Source organism: Pseudomonas sp. NFIX10, assembly GCF_900111955.1.
Lineage (GTDB): Bacteria > Pseudomonadota > Gammaproteobacteria > Pseudomonadales > Pseudomonadaceae > Aquipseudomonas > Aquipseudomonas fluorescens_AA.
On record NZ_FOKH01000003.1, the window covers coordinates 122,054 to 140,825 of the forward strand.

The window sequence follows — 18,772 nt, forward strand, 5'->3', positions numbered from 1 at the left end:
CCCTCGCCACAACTGTGTCTGGCTCAGGGGCTTAGCTTTACCTCACCGGCTTAGATACCGTCCTCTGTCCGTCTACTGCTCACTTCCGCCGGCACATCATCCCCGGCCATGCGTTTGCGGAACAACGCTGCCCGAGCCAGCAGCAGGGTGGTCACCGGTACGGTGATCGACAGCAGGATCGGGATCAGCCAGGCGTGCAACACCGGCCCGGACTTGAGCGCCGAAAAATACACAATCGAGGCCAGCGCCACGCACCAGGCCCCCAGTGTGGAGGCCAGGGCCGGTGGGTGCATGCGCTGGAAAAAATCCTTCAAGCGTACCAGGCCGATCGCCCCGGCCAGGGCGAAAAGGCTGCTGAGCACCAGCAGGATCGCCACCGGGATTTCAACCCACATCGACAGTTCGCCGTTCATTCGATCACCTCGCCACGCAGCAGGAACTTGGCCAGGGCGAACGAGCCGACAAAGCCGAACAGGGCGATCAGCAGCGCCGCCTCGAAATAGGTATCGCTGGCATAACGGATGCCCAGCACCAGCATCATCAGCATCGCCACGATGTACAGGTAGTCTAGGGCCAGTACCCGATCCTGGGCCGAAGGGCCCTTGAACAGCCGCCACAGGGTCAACACCATCGCCAGGGAGAACAGGAACAGGCTCAACAGAATCGCATTGGACAGCAACGGGCTCATTCGAAAATCTCCATCAACGGGCGCTCGTAGGTGGCCTTGAAATGCGCGATGAAGGACGCCTCGTCCTCCAGGTCGAAGACATGCATCAGCAGGATGCTGCGATCCAGGGCCAGTTCCGACCAGACGGTCCCGGGAATCACCGTGGTGATCATCGACAGCGCAGCCAGGCCGTTGGCATCGCGCAGGTCCAGCGGCACCTTGATGAACCGCGAGCGGGGTGGCCGTCGGCCGGCGTTCAGTACACCCCAGGCCACCGCCAGGTTGGACCCCAGCACGTCGCGGCCCACCAGCAGGAACAAGCGCAACACCACCCACGGTCGCCGGATGCGGATCGGTCGCGGTCGCAACGGGCGCATCATCAACGGAGCCAGGAACCCCAGTGCAGCGCCCAGCAACAGATGGCCGGCGCTGAGGGACACATTCAACACCAGCCACAGCAAACACAGCGCCAGGGACAACCAGGGGGCGGGAAACAGGCGCTTCATGGCTGCACCTCCCGCAACGCGGCGCGTGCTTCGGGGTTGGGCACGGCGCGGGTGGCGAGTACCGACATCACGTAATGTTCCGGGTTGTTCAGCGCATCGGCAGCGGATTGGGTATAGCGCAGCAACGGCTCGGCCTTGAAGGTCAGGGCGATGCCCAGGCCCAGCAGCACGACGATCGGCAGGCATTCGAACGGCCGCAGCAACGGCGAGGGTCGCTCTTGCGGCGTCCAGAAGCGCTGGATGCCCAGGCGCGAGAAGGCGATCAACGAGGCCAGCCCCGACAGGATCAACAACGCCAACAAGCCCCACGCCTGGTTCGACACTGGCGCCCCGGCGCTGGCCTCTAGCCCCAGGGGATTGAGCAGGGCACTGAGCAAGCTCAACTTGCCGATGAAGCCCGAGAGCGGCGGCATGCCGATGATCAACAGCGCGCAGAAGATAAAGCTCAAGCCAAGGAAGGCCATGGTCCAGGGAATCACCTGCCCGACCACGGCTTTTTGCTCGTCATCGAGGTTGATGCCCTTGGGCGGCTGCAAGGATTCCAGCGGTCGCGGCAACGTGTCGAAGTCGTCGTCCAGGGACAGTTCATTGGCCGAGCGCGAACGCTCGATCAGTTCGGCCAGCAAGAACATCGCACAGAGCGCCAGGGTCGAACTCACCAGATAGAACAGCGCCGCACCCACCAGGTTCGGTTGGGCGAAGCCGATGGCCGACAACAGGATCCCGGCCGAGACCAGGATGCTCAGGCTCGCCATGCGCTCCAGACGCTGGGCGGCGAGAATGGCGATGGCGGCGCAGACGATGGTCGCCATGCCGCCGTAGATCAGCCAGTCGGCGCCGAAATACGCCGAGGCGCCGGCCTGGCCGGAGAACAGCAGCGTCCACAGGCGCAGGATGGTATAGACACCGACCTTGGTCATGATCGCGAACAGCGCCGCCACCGGTGCGCTGGCGGCGCTGTAGGCCGGCACCAGCCAGAAGTTCAGCGGCCACATGCCGGCCTTGGCCAGGAAAGCCACCGCGAGAATGCCTGCCCCGGCGTGCAGCAAGCCGCGGTCGGCCTCTGGCACCAGCGGGATTTTCAGGGCCAGGTCGGCCATGTTCAACGTGCCGGTGACGCCATAGATCAGCGCCGCGCCGATCAGGAACAACGACGAGGCCAGCAGATTGATGGAGATGTAATGCAGGCCCGACGACACTCGCGCCCGGCCCGAGCCGTGCAGCATCAGGCCGTAGGAAGCCGCCAGCAGCACTTCGAAGAACACGAACAGGTTGAACAGGTCCGCCGTCAGGAAGGCACCGTAGAGGCCCATCAACTGGATCTGGAACAACGCATGGAAACTGGCACCGGCGCGGTCCCAGCGGGCCGTGGCGAAGAGCAGGGCGCTGACGCCGATGATGCCGGTCAGTACCAGCATCAGCGCCGACAGGCGATCGACCACCAGGACGATGCCGAACGGCGCCTGCCAATTGCCGGGCAGGTACACGCCAATGGAGGCGGGCAAGGCCTGGTCCTGGGTCCAGTAGAGCAACAGCACGGCGATGCCCAGGCCCAGCAGGCTGGAAAACAGGTTGATCCGGGCCTTGAGCGGGCGGTGCTTCTCGCCCAGCATCAGCATCACCGCCGCGGTCAGCAGCGGCAGCAGGATGGGCGCGGCGATCAAGTGGGGCGTCAACATCATTCCTTGGGCTCCCGACCGTCCACATGGTCAGTACCGGTCAGGCCCCGGGAGGCGAGCAGCACTACCAGGAACAGCGCGGTCATGGCGAAGCTGATCACGATGGCGGTCAGCACCAGGGCCTGGGGCAGCGGGTCGGTGTAGTGCAGCAGGTCCTGGGGCACGCCGTCCTTGATGATCGGTTCCTTGCCGATGAACAGGCTGCCCATGCTGAAGATGAACAGGTTGACGCCATAGGACAGCAGGCACAGGCCCATGACCACCTGGAAGGTCCGTGGCCGCAGCACCAGCCAGACGCCGGACGCGGCCAGTACGCCGATTGCGATTGCGATGACTTCTTCCATCAGACGGTGGCTCCTGTGACGGGGGCGATGGGTTTGGCTTGCAGGCCCGGTTTATGGGCCCGCACCGACTGGTGCGCCAGGGCGGTGAGGATCAACAGCGTCGAGCCGACTACCACGGCGTACACGCCAATGTCGAAGAACAGCGCGCTGGCCAGGTGAATGTCACCCAGCAACGGCAATTCGAAATGCCAGGTGTGGGTGGTCAGGAACGGATAACCCACGGCCATCGCCCCCAGGCCGGTGGCGGTGGCGAACAACAGTCCGATGCCCATCCAGCGCAGCGGGCGCAGGCTCATCTGCGCCTCGACCCACTGGGTACCGGCGACCATGTATTGCAGGATGAACGCCACCGACATCACCAGCCCGGCCACGAAGCCGCCCCCGGGTTGGTTGTGGCCGCGCATGAACAGGTAGAACGACACCACCAGGGCAATCGGCAGCAGCAGGCGCACCAGCACCGACGGCACCATCATGAAGCCCAAGGCGGTGTCGCTGGCATGGCGCGGGTTGACCAGGTCGGTGACCACGTCCGGTGCCAGCAGGCGCTGTTGCGCCGGTAGCTGCATGCTTTCCTTCGGTGGTCGGAAACGCCGCAACAGGGCGAACACCGCCAGGGCCACCGCCACCAGCACGGTGATTTCCCCCAGGGTGTCGAAGCCGCGGAAGTCCACCAGCATCACGTTCACCACGTTGCTGCCGCCGCCTTCGGGCAGGGCGCGGCTTAGGTAGAACGATGAAATGTCGTTGGGCGTCTGCCGCGTCAGCATGGCATAGGACAGCAACGCCATGCCGCCGCCCACCGCGATGGACAGCAGCAAGTCCCGCAGGCGCCGGATGCGCGCGCGCCGCTCGCTGTTGGGCAGTGGCGAGACGTCCTCGATCCGCCGTGGCAGCCAGCGCAGGCCCAGCAGGATCAGCACCGTGGTCACCACTTCCACCACCAGTTGCGTCAAGGCCAGGTCGGGGGCGGAAAACCAAACGAAGGTCACGCAGGTCATCAGGCCGCAGACGCTGACCATGGTCAGGGCCGCGAGCCGGTGATACTTGGCCTGCCAGGCCGCCCCCAGGGCACAGATGATTGCCAGCAGCCACAAGGTGACGAAGACGATGGAACCGGGGATCTTCGGCCGGTCCCCCCAGACCAGCGTGCTGTACAGCATCGGGATCAGCCCGGCGAGCACGGCGGCCAGGACCAGCCAGAACAACTGGGCCTGCAGGCGGCGGGTGCTGATCCGTCGCTCCAGGCGCCGGCTCTGGCGCATCATCAGCACCAGGCAGCGCTCGAACAGGCGCTTGCCGCTGAGTCGGCCAATGAGCGGCGGGTGCTTGATGTGCCCTTGCCGGAACTGATTGCGCAGCAACAGGTACAGGACGATGCCGCCGGACATCGCCACCAGGCTCATGATCATTGGCGCGTTCAAGCCGTGCCAGATCGCCAGGCTGTACTCGGGTAGCGTGCCGCCCACCACCGGCAACGCGGCGGCCGCGAGCAACGAGCCGACCACCTGGGCCGGAAAAATCCCCACCAACAGGCAGGTGAACACCAGCAACTCCACCGGCGCGCGCATCCAGCGCGGTGGTTCGTGGGGGGTATGGGGCAGGTCGGTGGCGGTGGGGCCGAAGAACACATCCACGGTGAAGCGCAGGGAGTAGGCGACGCTGAAGGTCCCGGCGATGGTGGCGATGATCGGCAGCGCCAGCTCGACCCAGGCGGTGGCGGAAATGAACACCGTTTCGGCGAAGAACATCTCCTTGGACAGGAAACCATTGAGCAGCGGCACCCCGGCCATGGCCGCGCTGGCCACCATGGCCAGGGTCGCGGTGAACGGAATCAGCCGCACCAGGCCGCTGAGCTTGCGAATGTCGCGGGTGCCGCTTTCGTGGTCGATGATCCCGGCGGCCATGAACAGCGACGCCTTGAAGGTGGCATGGTTGAGGATATGGAACACCGCCGCCACGGCCGCCAGCGGACTGTTCAGGCCCAGCAGCAAGGTGATCAGCCCGAGGTGGCTGATGGTGGAGTAGGCCAGCAAACCCTTGAGGTCGTTCTGGAACATCGCGCAGTAGGCGCCCAGCAGCAAGGTACAGGCCCCCGCGCCACTGACGATGTAGAACCATTCTTCACTGCCCGACAGCGACGGCCACAGCCGCGCCAGCAGGAACACCCCGGCCTTGACCATGGTCGCCGAGTGCAGGTACGCCGACACCGGCGTGGGGGCGGCCATGGCGTGGGGGAGCCAGAAGTGGAAAGGGAATTGCGCGCTTTTGCTCAGGGCGCCGATCAGGATCAGCGGCAACAGGATGGGGTAGAGGGCATGGGCCCGGATCAGGTCGCCAGCGGCCAGGACCTTGTCCAGCTCATAGCTGCCCACGACATGGCCGAGCAGCATCACCCCCGCCAACAGGCAAAGCCCGCCGGCACCGGTTACCATCAACGCCATATAGGCCCCGCGCCGTGCGTCGGAGCGGTGGTGCCAGTAACCGATCAACAGGAAGGAGAACAGGCTGGTCAGTTCCCAGAAGAACACCATCTGGATCAGGTTGCCGGAGATCACCAGCCCGAGCATTGCACCCATGAATGCCAGGAAGAAGGCGAAGAAGCGCGGCACCGGATCGTCCGGCGACATGTAATAGCGGGCGTACAGCGACACCAGCGTACCGATGCCCAGCACCAGCAACGAAAACAGCCAGGCGAAACCGTCCAGGCGCAGCACGAAATCCAGGCCCAGGCTCGGCAACCAGTCATAGTGCTCGCGGATCACGCCGCCGTCGGCGATCTGCGGGTACAGCAAGGCCACCTGAACGGTGCCGGCCAGGGCCACGAGGCCGGCCAGCAGGGATTCGGCGTTACGGGCGTTATGCGGCAGCAGCGCCGCGACACAGCTGCCGATGAAGGGCAAAAGCAATAGAACTATCAGTGACATAGGCTTCTATTCGGCGGGAGGTTGTGAGGGATCATACGTGGCGTATTCCCGATCACCAACCGTGAGGGTGTCGCAGAATCCTACAAGGTAAGCAGTGTTTTCCGACTTTGCAGGGTTTCAGATGACCTTGAACGCACCGTCAATGTCGGGATGGCCATTGTCGAAGGGGGGATTTTTTCGCCAAGCGTTGGCTTGCTGGCCGTCCTCAACCTTCCTGTTCAAGCCCTTCATCTGCAGGGATGGCGTCTTTGTTGCGGGTCTTCAGCTCACTGATAATCACCGCCGCCACAATCAGCGCCGCGCCGAACAACGCGATCGCCGGCAGCCGCTCTCCGGCCAGGCGCCCGGCGATGCCGGCCCACACCGGTTCGCCGGCATAGATCAGCGTGGCGCGGGTCGGCGAGACGCTTTTCTGCGCCCAGTTCATCGCCACCTGGATTGCGGCACTGGCGGCGCCCAGGCCCACGGCACTGGCCAGCAGCAACAGGGAAAAATCCGGGATCGTTTCCTGGGTCGGCACCACCATCAGGAACGCCAGCACCGCCGTGCTCGCCAGTTGCACCACGGTCACCCGGCGCACATCGACCTGGCCGGCATAGGCGCTGATCAGGATGATCTCGGCGGCAATCGCGATGGCGCTGATCAACGTGGCGATTTCACCGGGGCTGAAATTCAATGAAGCACCCGCCGGCCCCGACACCAGCATCAAGCCGGTGAATGCCAGCATGATCCCGATGCTGGGCATCAGGCCAGGGCGCCGGCCCAGCACCAGCCATTGCAGCAACGGCACGAAGGGCACGTAAAGCGCGGTAATGAACGCCGACTGGCTGCTGGGGATGGTTTGCAGGCCGACGGTCTGCAAACCGTAGCCGAGCATGATGGCCACGCCGATGAAGCACCCGGCTTTGAGTTCGAACAGTGTCAGGTCGCGCAGGTGCCGCCAGGAGAACAGGGCGACAAATGCGGCCGCGGCAGCGAAGCGCAGGCCGACGAAAAACATCGGCCCGCTGACCGTCATGGCGTGCTGTACCAGCAAGAATGTCCCACCCCAGATCATGGTGATCAGCACCAGCACGCATTCGGCCTTGCTGAACCGGGAGAAACGGGAGGAAGCTTGAGTAGAGTTCACCGATGCCATGACCTTGCGCGCCACTTGAGGGGGACGCACAATGCGCCCGAAGTTGGGCAGTATAATGCGCAACCCAGCCATGTGAGCAATATAGTGCACAAAGTATCCGGCCAGCGGGCTTCCGTCCTGCAACACGTCAGCCAGAACATCCGTCGTCTGCGCCATGCCGCGCAGCTCAGCCAGACCGCGCTGGCGGAATTGTCCGGGGTCAGCCGGCGCATGCTGGTGGCCATCGAGGCGGGGGAAAAGAACGTCAGCCTGACCACCCTCGACCGTGTCGCCGAAGCCCTCGACGTGGCCTTCAGCGATCTGATCCAGGCCCCCGAGGCGCGTGACCCGAGTCGCATCAACGAACTGGCCTGGGCCGGCACCATTCCTGGCAGCAAGGCCGTATTGCTGGCCAAGGCCACCGCCAGCCGTGAAGTCGAGCTTTGGGAATGGCGCCTGGAGCCCGGCGAGCATTACCATTCCGAACCCGACGCCGATGGCTGGAGCGAGCAGCTTTACGTCTTCGAAGGTTGCCTGACCTTGCTGTTGGGCGATGAAGCGCGCCAGATCGGTGCCGGTGAGTTTTTCATGTTCGCCAGCAACCAGCCCCATGCCTATCGCAACGATGGCTCGGTGGCGGCGAGATTCGTACGCAACGTGGTGATTTGATCCGGGAGAGCGGTATGGACACAGCGTTGGATCGACCGGCGAGCGACTTCACTCGCCAAGCCGATATCCTGATCATCGGCGGCGGCCTGAGCGGCACCATGCTGGCGGCGCAATTGCTGCGCCTGCCGGGCCGGCGCAAGGTGCTGATCGTCGAGCCGCGCAGCGAACTGGGCCGGGGCGAGGCCTACAGTGCCGTGGAATTGGGGCACACTTTGAACGGCAATGCGGCGCGCATGAGCGTCGATCCGGACAACGCCGACGACCTGACCCAATGGCTCACCGCGTTCATCGAAGCCGGCGGCTGGCCCGAGTCGGATCAGCAGCACGTGCCGATCAGCGAGCTGTTCCCACCCCGGGGGATATTTGGCCTCTATGTGCAGCAACGCCTGGCCGAGGCCCGCGAGCTGGGTGCACGAAGCGGTTCGACCGCCGAGCATGTGCGCGGGGAGGCTGTGGATCTGCGGCTTGCCGACGATGCCGTGATGGTTACGCTTGCCGACGGCCAAGTCTTGCGAGGCGGTTTCGCGGTGCTGGCCACCGGCATGTTCCCGGCGGCGCGCACCCCGCAAACCGAATCCAGCGGCTTGAATGCCGCGGCCCTGGATCCCTGGGATGTGGCCGCGATGCGCCAGCTCGATCCCCAGGCCACGGTGCTGATCATCGGCTCGGGCCTGACCATGGTCGATGCCGTGGTGTCCCTGGAGCAGGCCGGGCACCGTGGCCCCATCGAGGTGTTTTCCCGCCATGGGCTGTTGCCGCACGTGCGCCGCCAGCCGCCGGCCTGGCAGGATTTTCTCGCCGAAGATCACAGTTTGCGTTCGCCGCGCCAGTTGATGCGGGCCCTGCGCGAGCAATGTCGCCAGGCCCAAGCTCAAGGTATCGATTGGCAAGCGCCGCTGGACACCGTGCGTGCGCATATCGGGCGCTTGTGGAACCAGGCCAGTGACGTGCAGCGCCGACAGTTCGTGCGGCATGTGCGGCCGTGGTGGGAGAGTCATCACCATCGTTCGCCACCGTTGAGCGCGGAGTTGGTGGCGCGTTTGCATGGGGAAGGGCGGTTGCGGATTCAGGCGGCATCGTTCAAGGGGTTGGTACCTTCTGTCGGAGGGGCATTAAGTATCTACATCCGCCGACGGGGCGAGGCCGGGCTAACGGTGGTGGAGGGCGCGGCACTGATCAACTCCAGTGGTATCGAGTACGACTGGCGCCGCGTGGCACGGCCGTTGCCGCAACAGTTGCTGGCCCGGGGGCTGATCCAGCCGGGGCCGCTGGCCCTGGGCATCGCCGCCCGTGCCGATGGTGCGGTGCTGGATGCCGAAGGCAGACCCGCCGAGCGCCTGTTCGCCATGGGCCCGCCACTGCGGGGGATGTGGTGGGAAAGCACCGCCGTGACCGACGTGGCGAGTCAGGCCAAGGCGTTGGCGGGGCGGTTGGTTCAATTGCAAACCCAGTGAACGCGGTCCCCCGTGGCGAGGGAGCTCGCTCCCGCTGGGCTACGAAGTAGCCCTAAAACCATTCACCGGGTGTCAGGTTGGTCGCATTCAGCATTCAGTCTCTTTAGGGTTGCTGCGCAACCCAGCGGGAGCAAGCTCCCTCGCCACAAAAGTGTTCACTGAGGTGAGCGGTTACAGCTCGCTGACCTTGACCCAACGCTCCTCCCGCGCCGCGATGCGTATCGCGGCCGCTAGCCGCTCCACTTCCCAGGCCTCGTCGAAGTCCGTGCCGCTGCCGCCTTCGCCAGCGAGGGCCATTATCAGTTCCTGCACCTCCAGCGTCTTCAATTCGTTGTAGCCCAACTGGTGTCCGGCGGCGGGGCTGAATGCGGCATAGCCGGGCAGGTCCGGACCGGCCAGCAGGCGTTGGAAACCTGGCTGGCCGGCGCGACACAGGCGCAGTTCATTGAGCCGTTCCTGATCGAAGGCCAATGTGCCGAGGGTGCCGCTGATCTCGAAACTCAGGTGGTTCTTGTAGCCATGCTTGAGCCAACTGCTGCTCACTGTGCCCCGGGCGCCATTGGCGAAACGCAGCAGCCCGTGGACGTGGTCGTCCACCGCGATGGCCCGTTGTTCGGCATTGCCGGCGCTGGCAGGGCGTTGGTGATGCACGGTCTGGCTGTCGGCGCACACGGCCTCGACATCGCCCAACAAGTGCCGGGCCATGGCCAGCAAGTGGCTGCCCAGGTCGGCCAGTGCGCCACCGGCGTGGGTCGCTTCGCAACGCCATGACCACGGCGAAGCGGGATTGGCCATGAAGTCTTCGCTGAACTCACCCTGGAAGCTGATGATCTGCCCCAGTTCGCCGCGTTGGATCATGTCCCGCGCCTGCTGAATGATCGGGTTGTGCTGGTAGTTGTAGCCGACCCGCGTCACCACCCCCGCGGCCTTAGCCGTCTGGCGCATCTGCTCGGCCTGCTCCAGGGACACCGCCAGGGGCTTTTCACAATAGACTGGCTTGCCCGCCGCCAATGCCGCCATGGCCATCGGGAAGTGCAGGTGGTTGGGTGTGGTGATGGCGATCAGGTGAACCTTCGGGTCGTCGATCAGCCGTTGCCAGTCGCTGTGGGCCGTCTCGAATCCCCAACTCTGGGCGCACTGCCGGGCACGCTGTGGATCGGCGTCGGCCAGGGCCGCGAGTGTCAGGTTCAGGGGGAGGTCGAACACTGCCTTGGCATTGTGGAACGCCAAGGCATGGGCACGGCCCATGAAGCCGGTGCCAATCAGACCGATGCCGAGTTCACGCATGAGAAGAGCCCTTTGAATTGTTATTTTCAGAAGGCTCTTTATGGAATAAATATTCGCTAATTGCAAATATTGGAACAAATATTCATTTCGCGATCGCAGAGGATCCCCTTGTGGGAGCGAGCTTGCTCGCGATGGCGGAGTGTCAGTGAAAAAGATCTTGGCTGACACACCGCCATCGCGAGCAAGCACGCTTCCACAGGGTTCTCACAGGTCTGCCATGGCGTTCGCTATCAGGACAGGAACCCACCATCCACATTCAACGCCACACCCGTGGTGTAGCTCGACGCATCGCTGGCCAGGTACAGCACCGCGCCGGCCATTTCGCTCGGGTCGGCCACGCGCTTGAGGGGGATCTGCGCCAGAGCGGTTTTCAGGATGGCGTCGTTCTTGACCAGCGCCGAGGCGAACTTGGTGTCGGTCAGGCCCGGCAGCAGGGCGTTGCAACGGATGCCGAACTGCGCGCATTCCTTGGCGAAGACCTTGGTCATGTTGATCACCGCGGCCTTGGTCACCGAATAGATGCCCTGGAAGATCCCCGGCGAGATGCCGTTGATCGACGCCACGTTGATGATGCTGCCGCCGCCGTTCTCACGCATCAGCTTGCCGGCTTCCACCGACATGAAGAAATAGCCGCGGATGTTCACGTCCACGGTTTTCTGGAACGCACCCAGGTCGGTGTCCAGGACGTTGCAGAACTGCGGGTTGGTGGCGGCGTTGTTCACCAGGATGTCCAGGCGCCCGAACTGTTCGCGGATACCGGCGAACACCTGGCTGATCTGCTCCATTTCCCCGATGTGGCAGGCGATGGCGGTGGCCTTGCCGCCGGCGGCGATGATCGCATCGGCCACGTGCTGGCAACCGTCGAGCTTGCGGCTGGACACGATCACATGGGCGCCTTGCTGGGCCAGCAGTTTGGCGATGGCTTCGCCGATGCCGCGGCTGGCGCCGGAAACGAAGGCGATTTTACCGTCGAGGTCGAACAACTGGGTCTTGGACATGCTGTTTCCTTGTGATGGGGCGCTCAGAGCGTGGATTTACCGATGACCTGCAGGCTCATCTGCTCCAGCAGTTTGTTCATCTGAACGAACTGCGCGAAGCGTTTGTCCTGGGTCTGGCCGTGGAAGAAGCGGTAGTAGATCTGCTGGACGATCCCGGCCAGGCGGAACAGGCCGTAGGTGTAGTAGAAGTCGAAGTTGTCGATGCGGATCCCGGCGCGCTCGGCGTAGTAATCGACGAATTCGCGGCGGGTCAGCATGCCGGGGGCGTGGCTCGGCTGGCGGCGCATCAGTTGCACCGGCGCCGGGTCGTCCGCCTCGATCCAGTAGGCGAGGCTGTTGCCCAGGTCCATCAAGGGATCGCCGATCGTGGTCAGTTCCCAGTCCAGCACACCGATGATCTGCATCGGGTTCTCCGGGTCGAGGATCACGTTGTCGAAGCGGTAGTCGTTGTGGACGATGCTCGAAGTGGGGTGGTCGGCGGGCGTCTTGTCATTGAGCCAGGCCTTGACCGCCTCCCATTTCGGCGCATCGGGGGTCAGGGCTTTTTCGTAGCGGTCGCTCCAGCCACGGATCTGCCGGGCCACGTAGCCTTCGGGCTTGCCCAGGTCGGCCAGGCCGCAAGCGGTGTAGTCGACGCGGTGCAGTTCGACGAGCCGGTCGATGAAGCTCTTGCACAGCGCTTCGGTGCGGGCGGCGTCGAAACCCAGTTCCGGCGGCAGGTCGGAGCGCAGGATGATGCCCTTGACCCGTTCCATCACGTAGAACTCGGCGCCCATCACCGACTCGTCGGTGCAGTGCACATAGGCTTTGGGGCAGTACGGGAACGCTTCGCGCAATTGGTTGAGGATGCGGAACTCACGGCCCATGTCGTGGGCGGACTTGGCCTTGTGGCCGAACGGCGGCCGACGCAGGACGAATTCCTGTTCGGGGTATTCCAGCAGGTAGGTCAGGTTCGATGCGCCACCGGGAAACTGGCTGATCCGTGGCAGGCCGGTCAGGCCGGGAATGTGGGCCTTGAGGTACGGGTCGATCAGGTTGGCATCGAGTTCTTCACCGTCGCGCACGCGGGTGGACTGATCAGTAAACGCCATGCTTATCCCTTCTGCTTATTTTGGAGGCCATCGATCATTGGCTAATCTAATGGCGCGTGGGAGGCGTCACAAGCACGCCAGGGTCTTATAGGTTAGCGTGTTGCCGGATAATCAGCGGGCTTGATGCATGGCGGCGTGCGCGGCGGAAGCGGGCGAGCTATGGTTCTGGGAGTCGCTGTCAAAGGAGCCGCCGCGATGGGATGCCCGCAAGTCTGTAGCACCGCGACCCTGCAATGCAACTTGTGAACAACCACAAACTCCCACAAGGGGAATTGTGGTGATCACCCAATTTCGATCCACCGCCGGGGCGACCCGGCCTCACGCATTGGCGTGGGTCAGCCCGGTCAAGGTGTCGGCGATGGCCTTCGTGCGTTGTGCCGTGCCTTCGGTGGTACGGCTGGAGTCTTCCAGGGCATCGAGCATCTCCCGCAGGGCGCTCACGGCAACGGACTGGTCTTCGATCTGTTGGGCGACGCCTTGGATCTCCGTCGAGAGCAGGCCGATGTCCACGCCGATTTCCGCGGCATTCTGGCGGGTGATTTCCGCAAGCTTGCGGACCTCATCGGCCACCACCGCAAAGCCTCTGCCCATCTCACCGGCCCGCGCTGCTTCGATGGCGGCGTTGAGGGCCAACAGGTTGGTCTGGCCGGCGATTTGCTGGATGACCTGTACGATCGACTGGATACGCAAGCTCGAGCTGGCGAGCGCACGGGCACCGACCACCGCTTCACCCGCTTGGGTGGCAAGCTGCTCGACGGTGGTGCCGGCCTGCCCGGCCACGCTGTTTTGCCGGTCGATCGTGCCCGTCAGGTCATCCATCGACAGGTGCAGTTCGCCAGAGTAATGCTTGATTTGCGTCGCCATCAGCGCTTGTTGCTGGCTGGCCTGCGCCAATACCTGGCCCAGGTCCGTCAGGCCGTCGAACACCGGCAGGATCGTCTGGTCCAGGCCGCGAGTGTCCAAGGCGCTGCTGAAGTCATTCATCTTGAATGCCATGATCTGCTTGACCACGACATGATTCAGACCCGCCAGCTTCTTGATCTGGCGGCGCAGGAAAAATGCCTTGAACTCGCCATAGTGGGTGCTGAAGTGATCGACGTACTCATCGACAAAACCGGCGCCCTTGGTGACCCTGAAGAAGAAAATCGCCGTGAGTGTCTGGTTAAGGTTCAGACCGAGGATTTCACCAAACGTCGAGAAGCCGGCCAGAGGCACATCCCCGAAAATACCGGCCATGCTGCCCAGGTCGCTGCTGTTGTTGAGCCGGCGCAGGATGCAATCGTTGAGAATGGCGGCCACCGGCTGGCCACCTTTGCCCTTGAGGAATTTCTCGTAGTCGAGCCGGGTCGCCTCGCGCAGGGGCGTGCGCTTGACCATCACCAGCTCTTCGCCGGGCGCCACGTCGCAGAACAACTGGATGATCTGCTGCTGATGGTCGATGCGGGCAATGGAACGGACGAACAGCTCATCACCCACGCGGATAGCGAATGAATAATCGGCCAGCTTCTTTTCCAGCGCCTGGGCACTGCACTCGAAGGCCTCGCACAGCGCCTGGACCATGCTCTTGATGTTTCCACGGCTGTCGATGACCTGGTCGATGGTGCGGTCTTCGACCGACGCGGTCAGCACGCTGAATGTCAGCCCGGCAGGTTGGAAGTTCTGGCTCTTGAACACCCCGAAGCGCACATCCGCCGCGGTTTTCAGAAAGACAATCTGCGCATGGTTCTGGTAACTGCGTTGCCCATCACTGATCAAGGTCTTCTTGAAATCCGCCTTCCCACCGGCCGAGCCGCCGACGAACAGGCAGGGGAAACGGCCTGATTCATAGAGCGCTTCCATAAAGAACGATTCGGAAGCCGAAAGACCATCGAACACCACGTAGGCCAAGGTATCGCGATGGTCAATGGGCGTGCTCACCTGCACCTGCTTGATGTTATTCACCAATCGGGCGATTCGCTCACGCATGGCCAGGCGCTTGCCGTCACCGCGAATGTCCTCGCACTCCAGTGGCACCATCACCACCTCGGCCGACGCAATCACACTGGCGTCAAACAGCTGCAGCACCACCCGGTCCCAGGTCTCGCCGGTCTGGCAGTACAGCGTGTTCGCACCGTTGCACAGCTCACCCGACGTCGTGCACAGGCTGATGGTGCTTTGAGGAAAACGCTGCTTGACCTTGGCGGCGACCCGGTCGATGTCCAGGTGAGGGGAGACAAACCCGGCGATCAATACTGGTGTGATGCGTACGTTGGCCAGCGCCTGGTCCAGTTCGCTCAACGTGCAGGCCACGCTGACCGCCCCTTGTGTGCGGGCTCGGGCTTTGTTGAAGAGATTCGATAGGTTCATGGCGGGACTCGGTTGAGCGCGACGTGACGCGTACGAGGTATGCGTGCGGAGTCCTTTCCCTGTAGCGATCACGGCTGGGGACTTGTATGGGCGTGAGCTTGTGCTATTTGCGGGGGCGGTCCATAGGGGCTTTTGGTTGGGGTTTGTTCCGTCTGTTGGATAGCGACTTTCGTATTGGTCCTGGGAAACCTGCGGAAAAATCAGTATTTGCAACCGCTGAATACTGGATAAAAAACTGTGGGAGCGAGCTTGCTCGCGATAACGTCGGCACATTCAGCATCAAGGCCAACTGATCCACCACCATCGCGAGCAAGCTCGCTCCCACAGGGGGCTGTGCAAGTCGAGAAAGCGAGGTTCACCCCCGATCCAATGTGGGAGCGAGCTTGCTCGCGATAACGTCGGCACATCCAGCATCAGTGCCAACTGATCCACCGCTATCGCGAGCAGGCTCGCTCCCACAGGGGGCTGTGCAAGTCGAGAAAGCGAGGTTCACCCCCCGATTCAAGGTGGGGGCTGTGCCAGTCGATAAACTGAGGTTCACCCCGATCCAATGTGGGAGCGGGCTTGCTCGCGAAGACGTCGGCACATCCAGCATCAGTGCCAACTGATCCACCGCTATCGCGAGCAGGCTCCCTCCCACAGGGGGCTGTGTCAGTTGAGGAGCCCAGGTTTACCAGCGATCCGGCGTGCGACCTGGCCTCAGCCCAAATCCCCAGCCTCATGCCGCTCCGGCACCTGGCTCGCCTCATCTCCCCAGGTGCGGTTGACCCGCTGTCCGCGCAGGACGGCGGGGCGCTTGGCAATGTCTTCCGCCCAGCGCTGCACATGGGTGTATTCGTGGGCACTGAGGAATTCGGCGGCGCCGTACACGTTGTTGCGCACCAGTTGGCCATACCAGGGCCAGACCGCGATGTCGGCGATGGTGTAGTCGTTGCCTGCCAGGTATTGGCTTTCACCGAGGCGGCGGTCCAGGACGTCGAGTTGACGCTTGGCTTCCATGGTGAAGCGATTGATCGGGTATTCGAGTTTCTCCGGCGCATACGCGTAGAAATGCCCGAAGCCACCGCCCAGGTACGGGGCAGAGCCCATCTGCCAGAACAGCCAGTTCAGTGTTTCGGTGCGGCCCGCCGGATCGGTGGGCAGGAAGGCGCCGAATTTTTCCGCCAGGTGAAGCAGGATCGAGCCGGATTCGAAGACCCGAATGGCGGGTTCCACGCTGCGGTCCAGCAGGGCCGGGATCTTGGAGTTGGGGTTGATCTCGACAAAGCCGCTGGAGAACTGGTCGCCCTCGTTGATGCGGATCAGCCAGGCATCGTACTCCGCGCCCGTATGACCCAGCGCCAGCAGTTCCTCCAGCAGGATGGTCACCTTCACGCCGTTGGGCGTGGCCAGGGAATAGAGCTGCAGCGGGTGCTTGCCAACCGGCAAGGTTTTGTCATGGGTCGGCCCGGCGACAGGGCGGTTGATGCTGGCGAAATGGCCGCCAGACGGGGCGTCGTTTTTCCAGACCTTGGGCGGAACGTAGGACGCTTTACTCATCGGGACATACCTCATCGTTGCTTGTGGTGTGATCCCCCAGAGTCTACCGCTGTTCGCTCATGATGCGTGCGACTTCACCGGAAGCCTTGAGTTCTTCGAAGGCGCGTTGGGCCTTGGCGACGACTTCGTCCGGCGTGCTCAGGCTGAAGGCCAAGTGGACCCTATGGGGTTGTTCGTCGAGGATATAGACCTCTTCCAGCGAAGCGAAATCCACTTGCGCATCCTTGCTCATCAGGCGTGCGGTGTTCTCCGGCATCGGCAGCAATTGGATCTGGCGATTGAGCAGTTTCTGAAAGTTGTCGTGGTTGTTGGCCGAGATGACCAGCCGGGTGAACCCGCGCTGCTGCAGGTAAATCTGCTTGGCGTCGTTTCGCACCACGCCGATGCTGTACTGCTTGGCCTGCTCGAGGCTGCTGACGGTGATGTCGCGGTTATCACGCAGTTTATAGAGTCGGCTCGCCACCCGATGTATTTCACCCACCCATTTGAACAATGTCTCGCGGGCCGGGGTGCGGTCCAGCGGGAAGATCAGTACATTGGGCTCGTGCAGCGCTTTTTCGTAGGCCCGGGCCCACGGGTACAGCGACAGGCTGTAGTCGGTGAGCTGCGCGTTTCTCAGTGTCTCCTCGGCAATGCGAATGCCCGGCCCGACGACCTTGTCGTCACGCTGATAGGCGTACAGGGAGTCTTCGGTGACGACTTCGATTGTGCCGGCGTGGCTTGCCAGGCTGATCGAGGCCAGTAGCAGGCATGAGCAGAGTGTCAGGCGAATGTGCATATGCAGACCTCATGGCGCGCGGTGGTCGTTACAGGGCGACGCGGTCGCGTCCCTGGTGTTTGGCCCGATACAACGCCTGGTCGGCGCGTTGCAGCAATTGATCGAAATGGTCCATGGTCTCCAGGTCCAGTTCGGCAACGCCGATGCTCACGGTGACAAAGGACGAGACCTTGGAGCCGCTATGGGGCAGCTCACGTTCCGCCAGGCAGGTGCGAAAGCGTTGAGCCGCTTGGCAGGCCTGTGCGGCGTCGACATTGGGCAGGACCACGACGAACTCTTCGCCGCCCACGCGGGCGGTCAGTTCGCCAGAGCGGCCGAACACGCTGCGCAGGGTCTCTGCGATTTCTTTCAGGCACAGATCGCCCTGCATGTGGCCGTAGGTGTCGTTGTAGATCTTGAAGAAATCGACGTCGCACATGAGCACGGCCAGCGGGGTGTTGTGGCGGATTGCCCGACGAAACTCGATTTCCTTCAGTTCGTCGAAGTAGCGACGATTGGCCAGGCCCGTCAAGGCATCGTGACGGGACAGCGCTTCGAGCGATTGGTTGGCCGCTTTCAGTTCCGCGGTGCGGGCCTCCACCAGTTCGGCCATTTGATCGCGGCTGGCGGCCAGGGCCAGTTCGTCCGAATGCTGGCGTTCGAGGTGGGCGTACAGATTGTCCTGGAGTTCATTGACCTGGAATTCCAGCAGGCTCAGTTCGTCCTGGCGATTCACCGCCCGTTGCAGCTTGAGGTGATGTTTGAGGGTATGCGGCGCGAGTTCGCCCAGGTGACGGGCGATATGCACCACATGCACGGTCACCAGGCGGTTGAACATGGTCATGACCAACCCGGCCAGCAGCAAGGACTGGATGAGCTGGGTGATGACGATGCTGCGTGCTTCGCTCCAGAGACGCTCCCACAGCAGGTTGTTGTCGCCTTCGATGGTCAGTTCACCAACTTTCTCATGGGCCCCGGCGTAGGGCTCGGCGATGAGCTGGCGATGCAGCACCGGCACCACGCCCGATTGATCGACGGCGTATCGATTGAGTTCGATGACTTCCGGTGCTTGCCCGGGGCGCAGGATGTTCAACACCACGCGCCCCACGGGCGCCGCCGCGGCGACGCTGGTGATTTGCTGGTCGAGGGATTCGCGGTCCAGTTCCCAGATGGCGTAGGCCAAGGTGTTCTGGAACACCTGATCGATCAGGGCCAGCTCCGAATTCATTTCCGCCAGGTTGTTTTCCCAGGCCAGCCAGGTGCGCCAGGTGACCATCGCCAGGGTGAAGAGCAGGCAGAACAACAGCGTTGCCAGCACCAGGCGCCGGCCCAGGGAGCTGAACGCCTGGGTCGGTGGTGGCTGGGACGCCGCCGTGCGGAAAGAGTCCCCCATG

The 18,772-nt window shown here is 63.2% G+C and carries 16 protein-coding genes and 1 pseudogene; 2 read left to right on the plus strand and 15 right to left on the minus strand.

Translation table 11 applies throughout. The features are described 5' to 3' along the window. Positions 1–50: 50 nt before the first annotated feature. The 7 genes from BM321_RS04060 to BM321_RS04090 all read right to left on the minus strand — a co-directional run bounded on the left by BM321_RS04060 (position 51) and on the right by BM321_RS04090 (position 7,330). On the minus strand, positions 51–413 hold the full coding sequence (locus BM321_RS04060; protein WP_092252613.1) for a Na+/H+ antiporter subunit G: 363 nt from the start codon (positions 411–413) through the stop codon (positions 51–53). Next, positions 410–688: a K+/H+ antiporter subunit F gene (locus BM321_RS04065; protein WP_003202841.1), complete on the minus strand. Its 279-nt coding sequence runs from the start codon at positions 686–688 to the stop codon at positions 410–412. Before BM321_RS04065 ends, BM321_RS04060 begins: the two co-directional genes overlap by 4 nt. Continuing rightward, positions 685–1,173, minus strand: a complete 489-nt coding sequence (locus BM321_RS04070) for a Na+/H+ antiporter subunit E (protein ID WP_092327961.1) — start codon at positions 1,171–1,173, stop codon at positions 685–687. The genes BM321_RS04065 and BM321_RS04070 overlap by 4 nt, the downstream gene beginning before the upstream one ends. Beyond that, positions 1,170–2,855: a monovalent cation/H+ antiporter subunit D gene (locus BM321_RS04075; protein ID WP_092441604.1), complete on the minus strand. Its 1,686-nt coding sequence runs from the start codon at positions 2,853–2,855 to the stop codon at positions 1,170–1,172. Before BM321_RS04075 ends, BM321_RS04070 begins: the two co-directional genes overlap by 4 nt. Then, entirely contained in the window at positions 2,852–3,196 is a 345-nt protein-coding gene (locus BM321_RS04080) for a Na+/H+ antiporter subunit C (protein WP_003202835.1), read from the minus strand. Before BM321_RS04080 ends, BM321_RS04075 begins: the two co-directional genes overlap by 4 nt. Then, a complete protein-coding gene (locus BM321_RS04085; protein ID WP_092441605.1) occupies positions 3,196–6,120 on the minus strand; it encodes a monovalent cation/H+ antiporter subunit A in 2,925 nt (974 codons plus the stop codon). The genes BM321_RS04080 and BM321_RS04085 overlap by 1 nt, the downstream gene beginning before the upstream one ends. 205 nt (positions 6,121–6,325) lie before the next feature. Then, entirely contained in the window at positions 6,326–7,330 is a 1,005-nt protein-coding gene (locus tag BM321_RS04090) for a DMT family transporter (RefSeq protein ID WP_175534899.1), read from the minus strand. A 12-nt stretch (positions 7,331–7,342) separates the two neighbouring features. Between BM321_RS04090 and BM321_RS04095 the strand changes: the two genes are divergently transcribed. Both BM321_RS04095 and BM321_RS04100 read left to right on the plus strand, forming a co-directional pair. Continuing rightward, positions 7,343–7,906: a helix-turn-helix domain-containing protein gene (locus BM321_RS04095; protein ID WP_092441607.1), complete on the plus strand. Its 564-nt coding sequence runs from the start codon at positions 7,343–7,345 to the stop codon at positions 7,904–7,906. A 14-nt stretch (positions 7,907–7,920) separates the two neighbouring features. Next, complete coding sequence (locus tag BM321_RS04100) at positions 7,921–9,360, plus strand: FAD/NAD(P)-binding protein (RefSeq protein WP_092441608.1); 1,440 nt, start codon at positions 7,921–7,923, stop codon at positions 9,358–9,360. A gap of 171 nt (positions 9,361–9,531) precedes the next feature. Here BM321_RS04100 and BM321_RS04105 read toward each other — a convergent pair whose 3' ends face one another. The 8 genes and pseudogenes from BM321_RS04105 to BM321_RS04135 form a co-directional block, all read right to left on the minus strand. Continuing rightward, on the minus strand, positions 9,532–10,647 hold the full coding sequence (locus tag BM321_RS04105; RefSeq protein WP_092441609.1) for a Gfo/Idh/MocA family protein: 1,116 nt from the start codon (positions 10,645–10,647) through the stop codon (positions 9,532–9,534). A gap of 230 nt (positions 10,648–10,877) precedes the next feature. Beyond that, positions 10,878–11,645, minus strand: coding sequence for an SDR family oxidoreductase (locus tag BM321_RS04110; protein ID WP_003180553.1), 768 nt, complete (start codon positions 11,643–11,645; stop codon positions 10,878–10,880). Between the two features lie 23 nt (positions 11,646–11,668). Further along, positions 11,669–12,736, minus strand: a complete 1,068-nt coding sequence (locus BM321_RS04115; RefSeq protein ID WP_092441610.1) for a phosphotransferase family protein — start codon at positions 12,734–12,736, stop codon at positions 11,669–11,671. A gap of 318 nt (positions 12,737–13,054) precedes the next feature. Beyond that, positions 13,055–13,732, minus strand: a complete 678-nt coding sequence (locus BM321_RS31170) for a methyl-accepting chemotaxis protein (RefSeq protein WP_371856610.1) — start codon at positions 13,730–13,732, stop codon at positions 13,055–13,057. 195 nt (positions 13,733–13,927) lie between these two features. Beyond that, positions 13,928–15,355: pseudogene (locus BM321_RS31175) on the minus strand (FIST signal transduction protein); the annotation flags it as partial. A 426-nt stretch (positions 15,356–15,781) separates the two neighbouring features. After that, positions 15,782–16,621 carry a glutathione-dependent disulfide-bond oxidoreductase gene (yghU, locus tag BM321_RS04125; RefSeq protein ID WP_092441612.1) on the minus strand — a complete coding sequence of 280 codons (840 nt, stop codon included), beginning with the start codon at positions 16,619–16,621 and terminating at the stop codon, positions 15,782–15,784. A 43-nt stretch (positions 16,622–16,664) separates the two neighbouring features. Continuing rightward, on the minus strand, positions 16,665–17,399 hold the full coding sequence (locus BM321_RS04130; protein WP_092441613.1) for a substrate-binding periplasmic protein: 735 nt from the start codon (positions 17,397–17,399) through the stop codon (positions 16,665–16,667). A gap of 28 nt (positions 17,400–17,427) precedes the next feature. Next, a complete protein-coding gene (locus BM321_RS04135; RefSeq protein WP_092441614.1) occupies positions 17,428–18,771 on the minus strand; it encodes a GGDEF domain-containing protein in 1,344 nt (447 codons plus the stop codon). Between the last annotated feature and the right edge of the window lies 1 nt (position 18,772).